This window comes from Paenibacillus vietnamensis, from assembly GCF_020169515.1.
GTDB classification, from domain to species: domain Bacteria; phylum Bacillota; class Bacilli; order Paenibacillales; family Paenibacillaceae; genus Pristimantibacillus; species Pristimantibacillus vietnamensis.
Map to the genome: position 1 here is coordinate 52510 of NZ_JAHMHW010000014.1, position 19190 is coordinate 71699.

15 protein-coding genes are annotated in these 19190 nt (G+C 58.4%); 14 read left to right on the forward strand and 1 reads right to left on the reverse strand.

Going from position 1 to position 19190, the window contains the following annotated elements; translation table 11 throughout:
• Positions 1-197: 197 nt before the first annotated feature.
• From KP806_RS21095 to KP806_RS21145, 11 genes are read left to right on the forward strand one after another with little or no spacing between them, the layout of a single operon-like run.
• On the forward strand, positions 198-1565 hold the full coding sequence (locus tag KP806_RS21095) for an aspartate aminotransferase family protein (protein WP_224725724.1): 1368 nt from the start codon (positions 198-200) through the stop codon (positions 1563-1565).
• On the forward strand, positions 1562-3082 hold the full coding sequence (locus KP806_RS21100; protein WP_224725725.1) for a pyridoxal phosphate-dependent decarboxylase family protein: 1521 nt from the start codon (positions 1562-1564) through the stop codon (positions 3080-3082). The genes KP806_RS21095 and KP806_RS21100 overlap by 4 nt, the downstream gene beginning before the upstream one ends.
• Positions 3079-4920, forward strand: a complete 1842-nt coding sequence (locus KP806_RS21105; RefSeq protein ID WP_224725726.1) for an IucA/IucC family protein — start codon at positions 3079-3081, stop codon at positions 4918-4920. Before KP806_RS21100 ends, KP806_RS21105 begins: the two co-directional genes overlap by 4 nt.
• A 52-nt stretch (positions 4921-4972) precedes the next feature.
• On the forward strand, positions 4973-5527 hold the full coding sequence (locus KP806_RS21110; RefSeq protein ID WP_318153748.1) for a GNAT family N-acetyltransferase: 555 nt from the start codon (positions 4973-4975) through the stop codon (positions 5525-5527).
• On the forward strand, positions 5514-6857 hold the full coding sequence (locus KP806_RS21115; protein WP_224725727.1) for a lysine N(6)-hydroxylase/L-ornithine N(5)-oxygenase family protein: 1344 nt from the start codon (positions 5514-5516) through the stop codon (positions 6855-6857). The genes KP806_RS21110 and KP806_RS21115 overlap by 14 nt, the downstream gene beginning before the upstream one ends.
• On the forward strand, positions 6854-8092 hold the full coding sequence (locus KP806_RS21120) for an MFS transporter (protein ID WP_224725728.1): 1239 nt from the start codon (positions 6854-6856) through the stop codon (positions 8090-8092). The genes KP806_RS21115 and KP806_RS21120 overlap by 4 nt, the downstream gene beginning before the upstream one ends.
• Positions 8065-10005 (forward strand): IucA/IucC family protein, encoded by a 1941-nt coding sequence (locus KP806_RS21125; protein WP_224725729.1) that lies wholly within the window; start codon positions 8065-8067, stop codon positions 10003-10005. The genes KP806_RS21120 and KP806_RS21125 overlap by 28 nt, the downstream gene beginning before the upstream one ends.
• On the forward strand, positions 10002-11270 hold the full coding sequence (locus tag KP806_RS21130) for an AMP-binding protein (protein WP_224725730.1): 1269 nt from the start codon (positions 10002-10004) through the stop codon (positions 11268-11270). Before KP806_RS21125 ends, KP806_RS21130 begins: the two co-directional genes overlap by 4 nt.
• Positions 11267-11530, forward strand: a complete 264-nt coding sequence (locus KP806_RS21135) for a phosphopantetheine-binding protein (protein WP_224725731.1) — start codon at positions 11267-11269, stop codon at positions 11528-11530. Before KP806_RS21130 ends, KP806_RS21135 begins: the two co-directional genes overlap by 4 nt.
• Positions 11531-11557: 27 nt before the next feature.
• The gene (locus KP806_RS21140) at positions 11558-12559 is read left to right on the forward strand and encodes a DUF6005 family protein (protein WP_224725732.1); all 1002 of its coding nucleotides are present in this window, start codon (positions 11558-11560) and stop codon (positions 12557-12559) included.
• A complete protein-coding gene (locus tag KP806_RS21145; RefSeq protein WP_224725733.1) occupies positions 12552-13409 on the forward strand; it encodes a sugar phosphate isomerase/epimerase family protein in 858 nt (285 codons plus the stop codon). Before KP806_RS21140 ends, KP806_RS21145 begins: the two co-directional genes overlap by 8 nt.
• A gap of 467 nt (positions 13410-13876) precedes the next feature.
• Here the strand turns inward: KP806_RS21145 and KP806_RS21150 are convergent, their stop codons facing one another.
• The gene (locus tag KP806_RS21150) at positions 13877-14836 is read right to left on the reverse strand and encodes an LPXTG cell wall anchor domain-containing protein (RefSeq protein ID WP_224725734.1); all 960 of its coding nucleotides are present in this window, start codon (positions 14834-14836) and stop codon (positions 13877-13879) included.
• A gap of 432 nt (positions 14837-15268) precedes the next feature.
• On the opposite strand from KP806_RS21150, the gene KP806_RS21155 reads away from it, so the two are divergent.
• The 3 genes from KP806_RS21155 (at position 15269) to KP806_RS21165 (ending at position 19155) form a co-directional block, all read left to right on the forward strand.
• The gene (locus KP806_RS21155) at positions 15269-15730 is read left to right on the forward strand and encodes a hypothetical protein (RefSeq protein WP_224725735.1); all 462 of its coding nucleotides are present in this window, start codon (positions 15269-15271) and stop codon (positions 15728-15730) included.
• A 225-nt stretch (positions 15731-15955) separates the two neighbouring features.
• Positions 15956-18292 carry a DEAD/DEAH box helicase gene (locus KP806_RS21160; protein WP_224725736.1) on the forward strand — a complete coding sequence of 779 codons (2337 nt, stop codon included), beginning with the start codon at positions 15956-15958 and terminating at the stop codon, positions 18290-18292.
• Positions 18289-19155 (forward strand): ComF family protein, encoded by an 867-nt coding sequence (locus KP806_RS21165; RefSeq protein ID WP_224725737.1) that lies wholly within the window; start codon positions 18289-18291, stop codon positions 19153-19155. The genes KP806_RS21160 and KP806_RS21165 overlap by 4 nt, the downstream gene beginning before the upstream one ends.
• Positions 19156-19190: the final 35 nt, after the last annotated feature.

Sequence of the window (19190 nt, forward strand, 5' to 3'; positions counted from 1 at the left end):
GGGGAGGATCTTTTTGACATATTTTATCCAAAGTAGGTGGGATCCGCAGCGGATTGCCGTAAAATCGGACGATAAAAAAAGGTTGCAATGATAATGATAATCATTTACAATATTCGGCGTTGAGAATGCATAATATTCCCATGTTAAAGATAGTCAATTATTTCTTGATATTAACACTTCTCTGAGGAGGAAACGAAATGATAGAGGGCAATGCGGCATACCTGGATAGTCAGCAGCGCCGGGAATCGAATGCCCGCACGTATCCGCGCAAGCTGCCGATCGCCATTGCGGAAGCGCGGGGCGTGCAGGTGATAGACGCAGACGGACGAGCCTATTACGACTGTCTAGCGGGAGCGGGGACGCTTGCGCTTGGGCATAATCACCCGGTCGTCATAGAGGCCATAAAAGGCGTTTTGGACTCCGGCCTTCCGCTGCACACGCTGGATCTGACAACGCCGGTGAAGGAGCGGTTCGTCGATGAGCTATTCGGGGCGCTGCCGGCGGATTTTGCGCGGAAGGCGCGGATCCAGTTTTGCGGCCCGACGGGAGCCGATGCGGTAGAGGCGTCGGTCAAGCTGGTCAAGACGGCAACGGGACGCAGCGGGATGATGTCCTATCATGGCGGCTACCACGGCATGAGCGCCGGAGCGCTTAGTCTGACGGGCAATCTGCATCCCAAACGCCAAATTGGCGCTTTGATGCCGGGCACGCATTTTTTGCCTTATCCGTACGAGTACCGCTGCCCCTTCGGAGTTGGAGGGGAGCAAGGTCATCAGATCGGCAGCCGATATATCGAGCATTTGCTGGACGATCCGGAAAGCGGCGTTCTGCCGCCTGCCGGGATGATCATGGAAATGGTGCAGGGAGAGGGAGGCGTCATACCGGCGCCCGACGCTTGGGCAAGGGAGATTAGACGGATTACGGCATCCAAAGAGATTCCGCTCATCATCGACGAAGTGCAGGCGGGAATCGGACGGACCGGGCGCATGTTCGCCTTTGAGCATTCGGGCATTACGCCGGATGTCATCGTCATCTCAAAAGCGATAGGGGGAAGCCTTCCGCTGTCAGTTATTGTGTATCGCGAGGAGCTTGACCGCTGGGAGCCGGGAGCTCATGCGGGCACGTTCCGCGGCAATCAGCTGGCGATGGCGGCGGGCACGGCTACCCTGCAGTATATCAAGGAGCAGCGGCTTATCGAGCATGCGGACCGGATGGGCCAGCGGCTCATGCAGCATTTGGAGCAAACACGGACAGCGGTTAGATGCATCGGGCAAGTGAGAGGCAAAGGGCTGATGATCGGTGCGGAGATTGTCGATTGCGAGCAGCCGACGGACAGGCTGGGGAGCTATCCGGCGAACGGAAATCTGGCCCGGGAAATTCAGCGCCAATGCTTCGAGCGGGGCCTGATCCTGGAGCTTGGCGGCCGTCACGGCAGCGTCGTTCGTTTTCTGCCTCCGCTCATTATCACGGATGCGGAGATTGACCGGGTCGCCGAAATCTTCCATGAGGCGGTTTTGTCGGCCGAGCGACACAGCCTTGGTCGTCAGGAGATGCTGCTGGGATGAGTAACGCGTTTACGACAGATTTTTTGCATCCATCCCCGGAGAGCCAGGCAGCCTTCCGTAACCGGATGAGCGAGGCCATAGCGATTCTGCTCCGGGATTTCGCAAGTGCAGGCCGGCCGTACAGCGGAGCTCAGCCGGGCGAGCTGGCGCAAGCCTTCCGGCAGCGGCCGATTTGCCCGGAGCAGGGCGTGGATATGCAGGAGCTGCTGGATTTTGTCGGGACCGGGATTTTGAAACATTCGGCCGTCGTCCATCACCCGGCGTGCATGGCGCATCTTCACTGTCCGCCGCTTCAGGCGTCGGTCGTGGCGGAGACGCTGCTGTCGGCGGCAAATCCATCCATGGATTCCTGGGATCAAAGCATGTCGGCCACGATGGTGGAGCAGGAAGTAATCAAGTGGCTGTTCGGGCTGTTCGGATATGCCGGCGGCGAAGGTGACGGCGTGTTTACAAGCGGGGGAACGCAGTCCAATTTCATGGGGCTGCTGCTCGCCAGAGATCATTACTGCTTTGAGCGGTGGGGCTGGAACGTGCAGCAGCAGGGCTTGCCGCCGCAGTCGGACCGGCTGCGGGTGCTTTGCTCGGAGGCGGCGCATTTTACGGTCAGGCAGTCAGCCGCCATATTGGGGCTTGGACAGCAGTCCGTGGTCGCGATTCCGACTGACTCGCATGGGCAAATGCGGTGCGATCTGCTGGAGAGCGCCATTACGAGATTAAAACAGGACGGCTTGCTCCCGTTCGCGCTTGTAGCGACAGCCGGCACGACGGACTTCGGCAGCATCGATCCGCTTCCGGAGCTGGGGGATGCGGCCCGCAGACACGGCCTATGGCTACATACCGATGCGGCTTATGGCGGCGCGCTTGCGCTGAGCGACCGGCATGCGGGCTTGCTGCAGGGTATCGCCTTGTCGGATTCGATCACCGTCGATTTCCACAAGCTGTTTTATCAGCCGATCAGCTGCGGCGCTTTTCTGCTGCGGAACCGGCAGCATTACCGCTACTTGCGGCTCCATGCGGATTATCTCAATCCCATTGAAGACGACTTGGCCGGGGTGCCTAATCTGGTAGGCAAGTCGATTCAAACGACGAGACGGTTCGACGCGCTTAAGCTGTACATGTCGCTGCAGCATATCGGGCACGAACGGTTTGCCGCGATGATCGATCATACAATGCAGCTGGCGGAGGAAACGGCGGAGCTGATCAAGCGGACGGAGGAGCTGGAATTGGCGGCGGAGCCGACCATTAACGCGGTTGTTTTCCGTTATGTGCCCTCCACTGGCGAAGGCCGGGCGGACGAGCTGAATCAACGCATCCGCGACCGGCTGCTTGACGGCGGCATCGCAGTGGTTGCACGGACGAAAGCCGGAGGGAAGGCTTTCCTGAAATTTACGCTGCTCAATCCGCTCGCGACTGTACGGGATACGGGCGATATTTTGCGGCAGATCATACGAATCGGCAAGGAATTGGAACAACAAATTGTAACGGAGCAAAATGCTCGGAAAGGGGCTTCAACATGATCCGTGAACAAACGCTGGAGCATACGGAAACGGTAATCGAGAAAGGGGGAGCTTCGCATACGGTTGCGGCAAGAGCTACGCTGCAAAGCTTGCTGAACGCTTTTTTGCGGGAGACGGGACTTGGGGAGTGGCATGCTACCGAAGCCGGCTGGGAGCTGCATGTTCCGCTGGCGGGACAAGCGGGAACCCTGCTTGTTTCGGTGAAGCATAAGTCGGCGACGGGCCGGCATCTGTTTCATTTCCCGATGCACTGGAACGGCGGCGAAGGCCGCGGAGCTGCCATCGGGAGCGAGGAGTCGATCGCGGAGAAGCTTGTCCTGGAGCTGGGACGGCTGGTCAAGGACGGGACGCCGGAGCGGACGGAGGAGCTGCTGCTTCGCATCAAGGAGAGTCGCTCCCGCATTGAGCAATTCGTTGCGGCGCGTCAAGCGGACCGCGAGCAGCTGTACGGCTTTGACGGGGATTTCCTGTCCGCCGAGCAGTCGCTGCTGTTCGGGCATTTGCTTCATCCGACTCCCAAAAGCCGGGAAGGGGTGCCCGAGCATTTGCAGTCCGTTTATTCTCCGGAGCTTAAAGGGCAGTTCCAGCTGCATTACTTCCGGGCGCACCGCTCGATCGTGCTTGAGGATTCCTCGCTTGACGGGATAACGGCTACGGAATGGATTAAGTCGGAGCTGAGACATGCCGCCCAAGCAGAGCCGCATCTTGCATCCGAATATACCGAAGCCGACAATTATACACTTATTCCTCTCCACCCGCTGCAGGCGGCGGAGGTGCTTGCCAAGCCGCAGGTACAGAAGCTGCTCGAAGCAGGCTTGCTTCAGGATTTGGGTCCAATGGGCCGGGAATTCGCAGCAACCTCTTCCTTCCGTACGGTATATCATTCAGAATCGCCGTGGATGGCCAAGGGCTCGGTGCCGGTCCGGATTACAAACTCGCTGCGGGTGAACAAGCACAAGGAGCTGGAGCGGGGCGTGGAGGTTTCCCGTCTTTTGAAAACGAGCATCGGTGAGGTATCGACCCGTTATCCGGCGTTTGCCATCGTGCAGGATCCGGCATTCGTGTCGGTTGCGCTCGAAGGCGAAGAGGAATCGGGCTTTGAGGTTGTGCTGCGCGCCAATCCGTTTCAGGGTGAAAAAGCGAATCAAGCATCGCTTGTCGCATCGCTCGTTCAGGATCCGATACCGGGCTCCGAGTCGCGCCTTGGCACCATCGTCCGCATCTTGGCGGAACGGGAGGGACGCACGACGGAGGCGGTCAGCCTCGACTGGTTCCGCCGCTATTTGGACATGTCGCTGAAGCCGATGGTCTGGCTCTATCTGACGCACGGCATCGCGCTCGAGGCGCATCAGCAGAACAGCGTCGTTCAGCTGAGCGGGGGTTATCCGGAGCGGTACTATTACCGCGACAATCAAGGCTATTATTTCTGCAATTCCTTGCTGGAGCATTTGAACGCAGAGCTGCCGGGCATCGGCGTCAAAAGCCAGACGTTCTGCGACGACTCGATCGCTGACGAGCGTTTCCGCTATTATCTCATTTTTAATCATATGTTCGGGCTGATTAACGGCTTCGGCACGGCAGGGCTGGCGGACGAAAGGCTGCTGCTGCAAGAGCTGCGCTCGGCGCTGGAAAGCTTCCTTCCGCTCAACCGCGAGCCTTCCGTTTTCCTCGAAAGCTTGCTGACCGAAGAAAAGCTGCCTTGCAAAGCGAACCTGCTTACCCGCCTGTACGACTTGGACGAGCTGGTCGGCTCGCTGGAAAACCAGTCGGTGTACGTGACGGTAGACAATCCGCTTGTCGTGGAGGTGCAGGAGCATGCCGGGCGTCACGATTCGTAATGTGCGGCAGCTGTTCGAGGCTCCAGGGCTGGCATCCTTCAAGGATCCGACCATAGGCAAAACGATTTCCTTCCGTCCGGTGACGATGAAGGACGATTTGCTGCGGCTGCATGCCTGGCATCAGGAGCCGCACGTCGTACCGTTCTGGCAGCTTAACCTTCCGCTGGACGCTTACCGCAGCCATTTGGAACGGTTCTTGGCCGACACGCATCATACGTTATGCATGGGCGAGCTGGACGGCGTCCCCATGAGCTATTTCGAATCGTATTGGTCGGAATCGGACATTATCGGCCGCTATTACGACGTGGAGGAAGGGGACCAGGGGGTTCATCTGCTGATCGGTCCGCCGGAGTATCTTGGGCAGGGCTATGCGCAGCCGCTGCTGATGGCGCTGATGCGAGTACAGTTCCTGCATGAGGAAACGAGACGGATTGTTGCAGAGCCGGATATCCGGAATGCGAAGATGCGCCATATTTTCGAAAAATGCGGCTTCCGCTTTCAGCGCGAGGTTCATTTGCCGGACAAGACGGCGGCCTTGATGCTGTGCGAGCGAGAAACGTTTGAAGCATTGGATAGAGAGAGGGAGAAGACGAATGTCGAAGTATGACGCCGCTGCCGGTGTCCCGGAAACGCTTGACGTGCTGGGAGTCGGGATCGGCCCGTTTAATCTGGGGCTTGCCGCACTGCTGGAACGCGTTCCGGAGATGGAAGCTGTTTTTCTCGAACGCAAGCCGCGGTTCGACTGGCATGCCGGGATGATGATCGAGGGTACGACGCTTCAGGTACCGTTTTTTGCGGATCTGGTGACGATGGCCGACCCGACGCATCCGCTCAGCTTTTTAAACTATTTGCACGAGCATGGCAGGCTTTATCATTTTTACTTTTTGGAAAAGTTTCATATTCCGCGGAGCGAGTACAACCATTACTGCCAGTGGGCGGCCGAAAGGCTGGCCTCCTGCCGCTTCGGCTGGGAGGCAGCCGACGTACGGCTGGAGGAAGACCGCACTGGAGCGCGGTTCGCGGTAGAAGCACGGGAGCCGGGGACAGGGCGAACGCTCCGGTGTTACAGCCGTCATCTGGTGCTCGGCGTCGGCAGCCGTCCGCGTATTCCCGAACGGCTCAGAACGCCGGTCGGGGCCAATGTGTTCCACTCGGCCGATTATTTGCCGAACAGGGAACGCTGCCTGAAGGCCCGCTCGGTGACGGTGGTCGGCTCCGGGCAGAGCGCGGCGGAAATTGCGCTGGATCTGCTGAAATCACAGCAGGAGCACGGCTATCGGCTGGACTGGTTTACGCGGTCGGCGGGATTTTTTCCGATGGAATATTCGAAGCTGGGACTCGAGCATTTTTCACCCGATTATACGCGCTACTTCTACGGGCTGCCGCAGGAGAGCAAGGACGAAATTCGTGCCGGGCAAAACCTGCTGTACAAAGGGATCAGCGCGCGGACGATTGCCGATATTTACGACGCCTTGTACGATGCCGGAGCTGGCGGGGCGGAAAACCTACGCGTGCGGCTGATGGCCTGCACGGAAGTGGAGCGGCTAATCCCGACCGGGGACGGGGGCGAAGAGTTCCGTCTGCAATGCCGGCAGCTGCAGCAGGATGCCGCGTTTGAGCATGACAGCGATATCGTTATTTTGGCGACCGGCTACGAGCAGGCTGAACCGGCTTGCCTAAGTGCGCTCGAGCCTTACATCCAAAGGGATGCCAAGGGGCGATATGACATTACCGGAGATTACGAGCTGAAGCTGCGTACCGGCGGGAACAACCGCATTTATATTCAGAACGGCGAGCTGCATACGCATGGCGTCGGCGCTCCCGATCTCGGCCTCGGCGCCCACCGGAACAGCGTCATTATTAACCGGCTTGCGGGCCGCGAGGTGTATCCGGTCAGGGAAAAGAACATCTTTCAGCAGTTCGGAGCAGGCCTATGATACAGGCTGGCGGAACCCCGGCGCTGCGGTCCAAAGGCCGCATGCAGGCTGCTCTTCTGGGCTGCGTCTTTCTTGGCCTGTTCACGGAAATGCTGCTTTCGCCGTATTACACGCAGTTTTTCAGCCAGGTGTTTGGGATCGAGGATTACAGCTATACCGGCTTTTATTTGTTTGTTTGCCGGTTGACCGTCGTGCTTTGCTCCCCGGTCTGGGGCTGGCTCGCCCGTAAGGCGGAGGCGAAGCGTCTGCTGCTGGCCGGGCAGGCCGGCACGGCGCTCGCGACGGCTTTGCTGGCTTCGGCGGGCAGCGCGACGGAGTTTATCGTACTGACGGTGCTGCTGCTGCTGTTCAAAAGCAGCTACATGCTCATCTATCCGATCGTCATGGAGCTGGGCGATCAAGGCGGCCGGGCGGGCTCGGCGGCCAAATTCCATGCCGTGCACCATACCGCCATCCTGCTGGCGTCGCTCGCCGGAGCCCATATGCTCACAATGGAGAAGCCTTTAACGCTGTTTTACGGGGCAGCGGCAGCGGACGTCGTACAGCTGCTTGTATGCATCGCGGTGCTCCGGGGCTGGAAGTCCGGGCTGGAGCCCGGAGGAGAGCCTGCGCAGCCGAAGAGCACGCTCGGCAAACCATTGCTGAGTCGTTATGTCCTTACGCTGGGCATGCTGTTTTTCTCGTTGACGGTAGCAAACCAGATCGTCCGGCCGTTTTTCACTCCTTACGCAGAGGAGGCCTTCCGGCTGACTACGGATATTGCGGGGCTGTTATATCTGCTGCCTCACGCTTTTGCTTTGCTGCTTCTGCCCGTCCTTGGACGGATATGCAGGCCTGGCCGGCTGCATACGGTCTACCTGTCGGGCGTCGGAGCGATGGCAGCGGGTTTAATGCTGCAGGCTTTGACGGACGGCGTTGCCGGCCTGATCATCGGGCGGATGCTGTACGGCATGTTTCTGGCCATTACGATGGCAGTGCTTGACGTCATTTTGTTCGAAAAGGAACAAGGAGCGAAGGCGGCGCTGGTGTTCAGCGTTATGGTATCGTTCCAGACGGCGGGAGAGCTGCTGTCTCCGCTGATCGCCTCATTCCTGTCTATCCGGGCCGGACTTGGTGCGCCTCTGCTGGCCGCCTCCATGCTGTGCCTGGTTAACGGCCTGTTGTTCAAATGGTCCCACATCTACAAAGCGCCGAAGGAGGCAACAAAATGGAACCTGTCTGGCAGCAAGATTTGATGGCCGCCCGCGCTATGCAATCGGAGGCCGGCCTGCGGGTGCGCCGGAGAATTTTCCGGCAGCTGGCCGAATCGGTCCTATATGAGGGCATCGTGACGCCGCAGACGGAAACGGATGGACAAAATACGATATTCAGTCTGCAAGGAAGGGATGCCGAAGGCCGCAGGGTTATCTACCGGTGCATCGGCCGCAGGAGGCTGACCTTTGGAAGAATCCGGTTACTCGCTGACTTCCCGATTATACGAATAGATGATGAGAGTGAGGCGGAGGCTTCTTCGCTCCGGCAGTTCGTCTGGGAGGCGCTGAATGTCCCGGGCGCCGATCCGGCCAAGCTGGCCGCGTTTGCGGAGGAGCTGGAGCAGACCTTTTTGAAGGATGCCGTCGCCCAATATGCTCGCGCTCAGAACGGTGCTGTTCTTCGGGGGCTTGGCGGGGATGAGCTGGAATCGGCCGTCATGGACGGCCACCGCTACCACCCGAGCTACAAATCGCGGATCGGATTCGATCATGCCGACCATCTCGCCTACGGCCCGGAATTTGCCCGGGACTTGACGCCTTTGTGGCTGGCCGTCCATAAGGAGGACAGTCGGGCGGCCGTGCTGCCGGACATGACGCTGGATGGCTATATGTCCGGGGAGCTTGGCGCCGAAGGCGTGCAGGCGCTGCACGATGTTTTGCGGGGCGAGGGATGCGACCCGGCCGATTACTTGCTGCTGCCCGTGCATCCCTGGCAATGGCGCCGGGCGATCGCACCGGCATGCGCCGAGGAGCTGCGCTTGAAGCGCATCGTCATGCTCGGGGCCGCGACTGACGTTTATCGCGCCCAGCAGTCGATCCGCACGCTGGCCAACCGGACGGAGCCGCGCAAGGCGTATATGAAGCTGTCGATGAATTTGCTCAACACGTCGAGCTCCCGGCAGCTGCTGCCGCACTATACAGTCACGGCGCCGGTGCTGTCCGCCTGGCTGCAGGCTTTGGTGGACGGGGACCCTTATTTGAAGGAGGAGGCGGGGCTGATTCTGCTGCGCGAAGCGGCGGCTGTGACGTATGATCCGCCTGTACATCGCGAAAGACAGGAGAAACCGTTAAGCCAGCACCACCATCCGCATCCGTCAGACGGCAGTAAAGCAGGCTCGGGGCACAAGCCCGTCCCCGCCAAGCACCCGCTGTATGCGGCGGCAGGCTGCATTTGGCGGGAGAGCGTGCATCGTTATTTGCGGCAGAGCGAGGAAACGACACCGTTCTACGCTTTGTTTGCCGAAGAGCTGGACGGCACGCCGTTTATCGATCCATGGCTGCAGACCTATGGCATCGAGCCTTGGCTGAGCCGGCTATTAGAGAAATGCGTGCTGCCCGTTGCCCATATGGCCGCCGTTCACGGCGTCGCTTTGGAAGCCCACGCTCAAAATATGGTGATGGTGCACCGGAACGGGCTGCCCGAGCGGCTGGCACTCAAGGATTTTCACGAGGATGTGCTGTACTGCCGTTCTTTTCTCGGGCAGCCGGAGCTGTGTCCGGATTTGCCGCTTGTTCACGAGCTTTACGAGCTTCAGGAGGAGCGGGCAAATTTCGAGGCCGAAAGCGTCCACCCGCTGCGTTATTTGACATTGGGGGCGCTGCTGTTCGTTAATCTCGGAGAGCTCGCGATGCTGCTGGAGGACAAGTACGGCTTTGAGGAAGAACGGTTTTGGCGGTTAACGTCCGAATGCATACATAGTCATCAAGAAAGGAACGGACAATGGAAAGCACGGTTTGAAGCTTTGGATTTGTTCGCCCCGACGACCCGGGTGGAGCAGCTGACCTACAAACGGCTGGCCGCACAGACAAAAGGTTTGTCGCATGAGGTGCCCAATCCTTTGTCGGCCTTCCATCCGAACCGAACGCTTAAGAGCAGAGAGGAGATCCGCTTGTGAACAATAAGCTGTTTGCCGTCAATCAGACGTTTTACGGGCAGCAGGAGCTGGATACGGCTTGGAAAAAATATAGCGGCATCGCGCCTTTTCGGGAGGCCGGGCAGACGGGAAGCCGGATCGCGGTCGTCATGTCGGACGCGGCCGAGCTGATCGCTTTGGTGCTGTATTTGCGGGAAGCGGGGGCATCGGTGCTGCTGCTTCATGGCGAAACGCCGCTCGAGACGGCCAAAGCTCTGGCCCAGGAGGCAGGCTGCAAAGGCCTCGTCTTTCATGCGGCTGAGGGCGGCTATTGGCCGCTCGCGGAGCAAGCTTATGTGACCGGAGAGGCAGCTTCGCTCTGCTTGTTCAGCTCCGGCACGTCCGGCAAGCCAAAGCTGATCAGCCGATCTTGGTCGTCCGCAGCCGAGGAAATTGCAGCCTATAACGAGGCGATCGGCCTTGACGCAGGGGTTACGCCGGTCGTCATCTCGCCGGTCAGCCATGCCTACGGCTTGATCGCCGGCGTGCTGTCCGCCATGGAACGGAAGGCGGTTCCGCATATCGCAACTTACACGAATCCGAAGCTTACGCTGGCGCTGCTGCGGGATACGCCGAATCATATCGTGTACGGCGTGCCGCTGACGCTGCATGTGCTGACATCGCTGGCATCCGGCTTCCGGTTTAACCGTCTGATGAGCTCGGGTGCTCCGATGCCTCAAGGACTTTTGGACAACCTGACGAAGCTCGCGGACCGTGTACTGCAGCAGTACGGCTGTTCTGAAGCGGGCTGCATCAGCATCAACGGATACCTGCAGGCGAGCGGAGATATCGGCAGGCCGCTTGGCCATATTCGAATCTTGGAAGCCGGAACGGCTCACGATTCGCCGAAGGAAATTGTTATTGAAACCGGTGGCAGCATGATCCGAACCGGGGATCTCGGATACATGGAGTCAGGCGAGCTGAAGCTGCTGGCCAGAGTGGACGATGTCATCAACGTAGCCGGCCTCAAGGTGTACCCTGCCGAGGTGGAAAATATCATTTCCGCGCTCGAAGGCATCCGCGAATGCGTCGTCTACCGGGGGCGGCATCCGGTAATGGGAGAGATCGTTTGCTGCATGGTCGCAGTCGACGGAAAGGTGACGCCGGACGAGGTCCGCGCATGGTGCCTGGCGAAGCTGCCTCCCTACAAGGTGCCGGCCAAGGTCGAATGCGTGGACAAGCTGCCGAGAACCGCAACGGGCAAAATCAGCCGCAAACTGCTGGAGGAGGCGAACCTGAGCCAATGAGTAGAGTTGATAAAATATCGGAGCTTAGAACGCTCATGGAAACGAAGCTGCAGCTGGCGGGTTTGCCGCCGCTTGAGGAATCGCACAGGCTGAACGAGGACCTTCGCATCGATTCGCTGATGATGCTGCAGCTGCTGGTGTGGATCGAGGCGGAATTCGGGCTCCGCATACCGGAGGAGGAGGTCGACCCGCGGGTGTTCGGCACGGTCGGCTCGCTGCTCGACTTTATGGAGGGGCTTGCCCCGGTCGGTCCCGTATAGAACATGAGCAATTCAGGAGGTGGGGAAATGATGTTCGGGTGGAAGGAACAGCGGATTAAAGTTCACTGCGTAGTAAGCTGCCTGTGCGAGGTGATCAAAAGGCATAGCGACGTCGATTACCGCCCTTTTTATTTCCATGTGTGGGACTCGGACTTTTCTGTAACGGACTCGGGCTTGTCGTATTATGCCGAAGAGGCCGGTCATGGCGTGCCGATGGATTGGTACGAGCGGCTGTTCGGCATCCGGACGGTTCAGTGGCATGACCCGGCGAGGGACCCGGCCGCCAATGCGGATAGATTGGCAGAGCTTGTCGAAAATGCTCCAAAGCACCGGCACGTCGTCGTGCAGATCGACATGTCGTTCATGCCGGAGCGGGAAAACAAGTATAATCTGAGTCCGTTCCCCCATTATGTGCTGGTCTATGCGACCGGCCGGTCGGACGAATGGTACATGCTCGACGCGGACATGAAATGGGAAGGGATCGTCAGCCGGGAGCAAGTGCTTCAGGCGTTCGTCCAAAACCGGTATCCGGACGGCTTTTATATCGAAGCGGATTCCGTTCGGGCACCGGCGCCGGAAGCGGTGGCTGCGTATTTTTACGACAGGCATGACCCGGAAAAAAACGAGCTCGTCGCGGGCCTGCGCAAGCTCGCCGTCCGTATGGCCGCTCAGCCGGAGAGGCTGCCTCAGCTCGCGGAAGCGCTCAAGCAGCTGCACGTCATTGTGATCCGGAAATACGGGTACGATTATGCGCTGATGTTTTTCCATGACGAGCTGGAGCTGCCGCGGGACAATTATGAGCACTGGGCGCAGCAAATCCGCGATTTGGTGCAGGCCTTCAACACCGTGCAGTTTACCGCCGTCAAAATATCGCTGACCGGACGAGCCGATCTGCTTCCTTCGCTGCTGGACACGCTGGATAAGGCGGAGGCGATCGAACGAGGGATCAAGCTCGAATTGGAGCGGGAGCTTGTACTGTGGTCCGCCCGGTATGCCGGAACGCGGGAGGAGCGGTTGATCGATGCCTGATTCCCGTTTTTTGCAGTGTTCGCTGTGCACCATTTCCTTCCGCCATATGCTCATTTCCTTCGACCAGCTGATCGATTTCGCCCGGCTGCATGCTTTCGACGGCATGGAGGTGTGGGGCATTCACGCCCGCAATTTGTATGAGCAGCATAAGAACGGCAGACTGCGCATGCCGGCGGATGCTGGTCTTGCCGTGTCGATGGTCAGCGATTATTTGGACGTGGGAAGCGGGGTCAACTTTCCCGATACGATTACCCGCTGCGAGGAGCTGCTGACGTATGCGCGCTGGCTCGGAGCGGGCAAGCTCCGTACTTTTGCGGGCATGCGCGGCAGCAAGGAGGCGGGCGAAGGAGAGTTTGAGACGACGGTGTGGCAGCTGCGCGTCCTTGGCGACCTGTGCCTGGCCCGCGGCGTCGAGCTGCTCGTGGAGACGCATCCGGGGACGCTGGCCGACAGCCTTGCGGCCGCTCTCCGGCTGATGACGGAGGTCGATCACGAAGCGGTTAAGCTGAATATGGATTTCCTTCATTTATGGGAAGCGGGGGATGACCCGCTCGAAAGCTACGAGAAACTGGAGCCGTGGGTGGAGCATTTTCATCTAAAAAATGTCATCTCTCTCGCCCATTGCAGCGTGTTTCAGCCCCACCAGGTCTATGCCGCGAGCGGCAGCCGGCAGGGGATGGTTCCTCTGACGGACGGTGCGGTCGATTACCGCAGGATTATCGACCGGATCGGGAGGACGGGCAAGTTCGCCTCCCTGGAGTGGTTCGGCGCCGATCCGCTGCAGACGCTGAAGGGGGAAATCGGTTGGCTGCGCCACCGGCTGAACCGGGTAACGCAGGAAGTAAAATAGCTTTTGCGGGAGAGCATTGCAACGGAGCAATGCCGGGAAGCCTGCAACGGGGCAAGGCTGCGGGATTGCAATGGCGTTGGAGGGTAAGGGTGCGGATTATTGCGATAATGCAATGCGGAGGGCAGGGCTGCGGGCTGTTGCAGAGAAGCTCAGGTAAAGTAACGGACATAAACACTGCTTAGAATGACAAAGCAGCAAGTGTCGGCGGCTGACGGACAGGGAAGTCTTTTAGGGCGGACGGACGGTTTGCTTTCTAGGTGAGCATGCCTTTAAAGCGTCGTGGTGACCGTCAGAATGAAGGAATCGCACAATATGGGGTCTAGGTATCTTTTTTGTCCGTTACAAAGAACGGCCTGACTCCAGCAAGCCACAAAAACTGGGCCATCTCTCCGGTCGTTTTATGACCATTTGAGATAGCCCTTTTTTGCATAATGGGGATAGTTGCTACGAGTTCAGCTGCTATGGAATCAGGATTGATTCCGCCGTTTCAGGCTGCTTCGCAAGGTTAACAGTCCGGCCGTTATAACGAACGACCCGATAAAGTAGTACGGCATCGGATTAGTATCTCCGGTTTTCGGAAGCTTGTCGATTGGCACGGTTTCGTCCGTATTTTCGGTAACGCCTCCTGGCGTCCCACCGTCATCGTCACCACCACCCCGAGGGATCTCTTCCTCATCAACTTCAATGATTGTTGTCGGCTCCGGTGATAGGGTTGGTGTATCGCTAGGTGGAGTCGTAGGTGTAGAGGTTGGCGGTTCTGTCGGCGGATTCGTAGGTGTAGGAGTTGGCGATTCTGTCGGCGGATTCGTAGGTGTAGGAGTTGGCGATTCTGTCGGTGGATTCGTAGGTGTAGGAGTTGGTGATTCTGTCGGCGGAGTTGTAGGTGTAGGAGTTGGTGATTCTGTAGGTGGATTCGTAGGTGTAGGAGTCGGCGATTCCGTCGGTGGAGTTGTAGGTGTAGGAGTTGCGCAGTCGTTCTGGTTGCCTTGCTGGTTGACCAGGGCATAAACGTAAGCTCCTGCATGACCGCCTGTGCCGATCGTCAGTAATAACTCTCCGCTGTATACGTCCACTTGGAAGGGAGCGCATTTCGGAACGTTAATGGTAACCTCGTGGTTGCCGGCTGTTGGGAATCCGATCGATTTGCCGTCAAAGTGAGTTTGGACTTCAAAGGGCCTTCCGTTGCTGTCTGGAATCGTACCGTCCGGGTATGCATAGGAAGAGAAGCTGACTCGGACACAGTCCTGTGTTGTTTTGAAATAGGCCGTTGCGGTACCGTCCTTATTGTCGACGATGCCGTGATGGACATTGACGTGATTTTCGATTTTGCCCAGCATTTTAATGAAGTCACGGTCATTGGAGTAACTGGAGCAGGCGGCAGTCTGCGTTTCCTCTACGGGATCCTCATCATCATTCCCCGCGGCCATAACCAGCGAGCTCAACAATAATGAAAGAAAAATTAGGATGGCCAGGCTGAAGGACAATGGTTTTTTCACATATCTCATCATTCACTCTCCTTTTAGTCAGGTTGTAGGGTCTAAGAGGCCGGTCACACTGCTGGTCCCATACAACCTAAGTGTCCGCTTCAAAAAAATACCTCATCGCCTCCCTATGTATAGTGACCATATCCCCCCGCTTCCTATAATGTACATATAGTACATATGCGTGGAATAGCATTTAAATGATAGCATATCCTGGGATTTGTTCAAGAGTGTTTCTTTGTCGGCTTTTGGACCTATGACAGCGATTGCATATGGGTGAGAGGTAGGAAAAATAGCACATTTTGTCGACTTGTCCTTACCCGGCGGAACCACTGGGCTCTCCATGGCATATAGTGTCACAAAGAGGAGGTGGCCGCCATGTGGGGGATTTTGTTACTGGTTATCGGCATCTATGTCTTGTGTGCATTGTCGGTGCATCTTGCTTATCGGTTTCGAAAAGATAACGACCGGACCGGCAAGCATTACGTGCTGGTAGCGGATGAAAATCAGCATCGGTTAGAATGGTATGTGCGTTCGATGTTTTCTTTTTCGCGGTGGATGGGGACGGAGGTTAAGGTAACGATTGTCGATCAGGGCTTGACCGAGGAATCAAGGTCGATCGTCGACCGGCTGGCCAGGGGCGGCAACGATTTGAAGCTGCATGCCAAAGAAGAGGCTTCGGTATCCGGGAAGAAGGACGAGAAACGTTCCCAGCCGAAAAAAACGGACGGCACGCAGCTGCTCTGGATGCTGGAGGCGGAGGGCGTCGTATCCCAGGCGGATCATGCGGTGCTGATCGATTTGCAAAATCCGGCGGATTTGTCGAAAATGCCGTTCTAGGATATACTGGAGCTAGTTGAATAGTTAAAAGTGAAGCACACTTTAGGCGCTTGGGGCGCCTTGGGTGTGCTTTTTTTGTGTGGGTAAAAGAAGGTTAGGGTGCAAATGACGAGGCTGACTGATGAGGAGGGATCTTTGGGAACGATTGGCTCGGGATTTGGAAGATGAAGGGCGGTATTACATGAGCGAATTCAAGAAGACAACAGAAGAGAGGCGGATATATTAATGAAGGGATTTTTTTATGCTGTTGAAGTGGAAGGCCTCTGGCAGGCTCGCATGACGATCGATCCGTTAGTGGACAAGCATTTTTGGCTGGAAGGGCGGTTCGGTTCGGCTGGGAGGTTGAATGCAAGTAAAGCCAGAATGGGATGGCTTTGGCGGGAGGCACTGCCTCTGGGGGATGCTTGCAGGGCGGTGGAGATTTGGGAGAAAGCGGGTGGGGAGAGGAGGAGTAGGGGGAGTGGATTGGGGAGGAAGGCGGTACTGTTACGAAATGAGAAAAGGGAGGGAGAATGGGAAATAGAACGGGAAATGAAAATGAAAGGGGAAAGAGAGAAGGAAAGAGAGAAGGAAAGAGAGGTGCTGCTGCGTTTGCAAGCTTGCGTAGAGGCGGCGAAGCGGGAGGCTGCGGAGCGCGGTGGGAGTGGTCAGCGGGAAGTGAGCTGGTGGAGCCGTTGGTTTGGGGGCAGGGGAAAGGTAAACCATGACAGGCGGGATGTGGAGATGGTGTTGGAGTTAGTGGAGCGGTGGGAGGGGGAGTTTGGCGGGTATGCTGAGCGAGTGAAGGATGGAGTTAGGCGTGAGGGAGCAGAGCTGGCGGGAGAAGTAGGATGTAGGAGAGCGAAAGTGGGCGGTGAGCATGGAGGGGCGGAGCGAGCTGGGGCTGGGAGCGAGCAAAGAGAGGGCGGGCGAGCGTTCAGCGATGCCCGGCTCGGGGAGCTGGCGGCGGGGGCGAAGCGCGCCGCCGATGCTCTTGAGGGACGTGCGCTGCTGCGCGGCGAAGCGCACGACCTGCTCTTGGGCGCCGGCGTCCCGGCGGCGGGCGCAAGCTGGAGCGCCATGCTCCAGCTTGCAGCGCTGCTCGGGCGCGTGCGCCTGGGCGGATCGGTCGCCGCCTATGGCAGGCGGGCGGACGCCCGGGGGCGCCGCAGGCGCGAGCGCAGGTGTCTGCGCTGCGGGAGCGGCGAGGCGCTGCTGGCCCGCACGGCATGCGCGGCGTGCGGGCGGGTATGCGCCTATTGCACGGCATGCATTGGCATGGGGCGGAGTCGGGAATGCGAGCTGCTGGTGACGGGACAGCGAGCGGTGGGCGTGGGTATGGGCGGTCGGTCATTGGCGCCCATAGAAAGGCGCCTGGCTGCGTGGAAGCTAAGTCCGGCTCAGACGGCCGCGGCAGGCAAGGCGCTCCGCTTTGTGGAAAAGGGGCTGGCAAAACCCGGACAACGTTTATCTGCCGAAGGCAACGATGTGAAACTTGGGAAGCATTTGTCTGCCAGCGAGGTCGAGGCGAAGCCTGGTCAGCATCCATCTGCCGACGGGAGCAAGGCGGAGATCCGCAATTTTTTGCTGTGGGCGGTGACGGGCGCTGGGAAAACGGAGATGATTTTTCCGCTTGTAGAATCGGTGCTGCTGCGAGGAGGCAGAGCGCTGATCGCGACGCCGCGCCGAGATGTGGTTACCGAGCTCGATCCGCGGATTCGGAGAGCTTTTCCGAAGGCTGCGGTCGTTACGCTATATGGAGGCAGCGAGCAGAGATGGGAGAACGGCGATATTACGCTTGCTACGACGCATCAGTTATTGCGGTTTTATCAAGGATTTGACCTTGTGATTGTCGACGAGATCGATGCCTACCCCTATCATGGCGATCCGATCCTTCATTTTGCTGCAGACAAAAGCTGTGCTCCCGGTGCACCACGGTTGCTTCTGTCCGCTACGCCGCCAAGCGAGCTGCAGCGAGATGCCCGGCACGGCAGGCTGCCGCATGCCAGAGTGCCGGTCCGCTATCACAGGCATCCGCTCCCTGTTCCCGCATGGATCCAAACGCCTGCCGTGCATCAAATGCTGAAGCGGCGCAAGCTTCCCGGCAAGCTGCTGGCTGCCTTACGGCAGTCTCTCGAACGCGGAGCGCAGTTATTTGTTTTTGTGCAGCGAATTGCGCAAACCGAACCGATGGCCGAGCTGTTGAGGGCTGTGCTCCGGCATTCGGACGTTGCGGCAACGTCCTCGCAGGATGCGGAACGTTCGGACAAGGTACATCGTTTCCGTTCCAGAGAAATTCGCGTACTGGTTACAACTACTATTCTCGAAAGGGGAGTTACGATTCCGATGAGCGACGTCTATATTCTCGATGCGGACGGAAAGCTGTTTGACGAAGCTTCGTTGGTTCAAATGGCCGGACGGGCGGGGCGTTCCGGGGATGATCCGTTTGGGCGGGTATATTTTTGCAGCCGCGAGCGCAATCGTCCGCAGACCGCCGCCGTGCGGCATATCCGCACGATGAACAAGATGGCGCGCAAGCAAGGCTTTCTGCACCCTAAAGGCCAAGGAGGCTCGCCGCGATGAGCAGATCCCCTGAAGCCTGGCTCCGGCGGCTCCTGTCCGCCTTCACCGCGTCCGCGCAGCTGCTCGCCCCGGGCTCTGCCGCATGCCTGCTCTGCGGCAAGCCGCAGCAGAGCGCCCGCAGCGCGGCCGCCCAAAACCATTCGAAGCTGCCGCCCCAGCTTCGGAAATCCGTTTGCGGAGCGTGCCTCTCCGCAATTCCGTGGATCGCCCGCATCCGCTGCGCAAAATGCGGGCGCGGCATTCCATGCGACGACTGCATCCGCCGTCCGCATCCATCCTTCGTGTGCAACCGCAGCGCGGTGCACTACAACGAGATGATGCGCGGCGTCCTCGCGCAGTACAAATACCGCGGCAACGAGCGGCTGGCTCCATTGCTCGGCGGCATGCTGCAGCCCGTTTTCGAGGCTCTGACCGCCGAGATATCGGCACCATTGTCAAATCGGCCGAGCCGAAACGGCCGACCCAACAAGTTGATTTTCGCCGACCATTGGTCCGCCGTCACCTATGTCCCCATCAGCGAACAGCGGGCGGCTGACCGCGGCTTTAATCAGGCGGAGCAGCTCGCTTCACAGCTTGCGAATCAATATGGTATTCCTCTCCTGCACCTGCTGGTCCGTGACCGACACACCGAAAAGCAAAGCTTCAAAACCCGCGCAGAGCGGCTCCGGGATACGAGGCAGCTTTTTATTGTTAATCCTAATGAAGCGGCGAAGCTCCAAGAGCATCTAGCCCGCCCTCCCCGCATTTTGCTCATTGATGATATTTACACGACGGGAAGCACGGCTGAAGCGTGTTCTCAGACGCTTCTTTTGAACGCCGGCATTCCGATAGAAGTCTACATTCTGACCTGGGCGAGGTCATAGGAAATCTCTCTGCGAATTGTATTAGTAGAATAATA

Coding starts and splice junctions, on each gene's coding strand:
- KP806_RS21095 (WP_224725724.1), top strand. CDS start 198: ATGATAGAGGGCAATGCGGCATACCTGGATAGTCAGCAGCGCCGGGAA.
- KP806_RS21100 (WP_224725725.1), top strand. CDS start 1,562: ATGAGTAACGCGTTTACGACAGATTTTTTGCATCCATCCCCGGAGAGC.
- KP806_RS21105 (WP_224725726.1), top strand. CDS start 3,079: ATGATCCGTGAACAAACGCTGGAGCATACGGAAACGGTAATCGAGAAA.
- KP806_RS21115 (WP_224725727.1), top strand. CDS start 5,514: ATGTCGAAGTATGACGCCGCTGCCGGTGTCCCGGAAACGCTTGACGTG.
- KP806_RS21120 (WP_224725728.1), top strand. CDS start 6,854: ATGATACAGGCTGGCGGAACCCCGGCGCTGCGGTCCAAAGGCCGCATG.
- KP806_RS21125 (WP_224725729.1), top strand. CDS start 8,065: ATGGAACCTGTCTGGCAGCAAGATTTGATGGCCGCCCGCGCTATGCAA.
- KP806_RS21135 (WP_224725731.1), top strand. CDS start 11,267: ATGAGTAGAGTTGATAAAATATCGGAGCTTAGAACGCTCATGGAAACG.
- KP806_RS21140 (WP_224725732.1), top strand. CDS start 11,558: ATGATGTTCGGGTGGAAGGAACAGCGGATTAAAGTTCACTGCGTAGTA.
- KP806_RS21145 (WP_224725733.1), top strand. CDS start 12,552: ATGCCTGATTCCCGTTTTTTGCAGTGTTCGCTGTGCACCATTTCCTTC.
- KP806_RS21150 (WP_224725734.1), bottom strand. CDS start 14,836: ATGGCCGCGGGGAATGATGATGAGGATCCCGTAGAGGAAACGCAGACT.
- KP806_RS21155 (WP_224725735.1), top strand. CDS start 15,269: ATGTGGGGGATTTTGTTACTGGTTATCGGCATCTATGTCTTGTGTGCA.
- KP806_RS21160 (WP_224725736.1), top strand. CDS start 15,956: ATGAAGGGATTTTTTTATGCTGTTGAAGTGGAAGGCCTCTGGCAGGCT.
- KP806_RS21165 (WP_224725737.1), top strand. CDS start 18,289: ATGAGCAGATCCCCTGAAGCCTGGCTCCGGCGGCTCCTGTCCGCCTTC.